This is a genomic window from Pseudomonas sp. Sample_10 (assembly GCF_004321495.1).
In the GTDB taxonomy this organism is placed as follows: Bacteria; Pseudomonadota; Gammaproteobacteria; order Pseudomonadales; family Pseudomonadaceae; genus Aquipseudomonas.
Genome location: NZ_RCOE01000262.1, coordinates 1 through 816, shown reverse-complemented (window position 1 = coordinate 816; position 816 = coordinate 1). Strand labels below are relative to the sequence as shown.

The window sequence follows — 816 nt, the reverse complement described above, 5'->3', positions numbered from 1 at the left end:
CGGCCCCATCGCTGGCAAGCCAGCTCCCACAGGAATTCGGTTCCCACATTGGGAATCGGGTTGTCAGTTACTTCCCGCCACTCCCCGCCACGCTTTCACCACCGCGCGTCAGGTAATAAGCGCCGAGAATCGGCAGCATGGTCACGATCATCACCAGCATCGCCACGACGTTGGTCACCGGTACGTCCCGTGGGCGGCTGAGCTGGTTGAGCAGCCACAGCGGCAAGGTGCGTTCATGGCCGGCGGTGAAGGTGGTGACGATGATTTCGTCGAACGACAGGGCAAACGCCAGCATGCCGCCGGCGAGCAACGCCGAGCCGAGGTTCGGCAGGATGATGTAGCGGAAGGTCTGCCAGCCGTCGGCGCCGAGGTCCATCGAGGCTTCGATCAAACTGTATGACGTGCGGCGCAAGCGGGCGATGACGTTGTTGTAGACGATCACCACACAGAACGTCGCGTGACCGACGATGATGGTGAACATCCCAGGCTCGATGCCCAGCGTCTTGAAGGTCGCCAGCAAGGCGATGCCGGTGATGATCCCCGGCAGGGCAATCGGCAGGATCAGCATCAGCGAAATGCCTTGTTTGCCGAAGAAATCCCGGCGATACAACGCCGCCGACGCCAGCGTGCCGAGGACCATGGCAATCGCCGTGGCGATGGCCGCGATTTGCAGCGACAGCTTGATCGCTTCCAGTACATCGGGCCGCGAAAACGCCACGCCGATCCACTTCAGGGTAAAGCCCTTGGGTGGAAAGCTGAACGCCGCGTCTTCGGTGTTGAAGGCGTACAGGAAGATGATCAGGATCGGGAAGTGCA

1 protein-coding gene is annotated in these 816 nt (G+C 61.4%); it reads right to left on the bottom strand.

The window, feature by feature from the left end; translation table 11 throughout:
• Nucleotides 1–67: 67 nt before the first annotated feature.
• A partial coding sequence (locus D8U18_RS25410; protein ID WP_131108856.1) for an ABC transporter permease occupies nt 68–816 on the bottom strand: 749 nt, incomplete at its 5' end.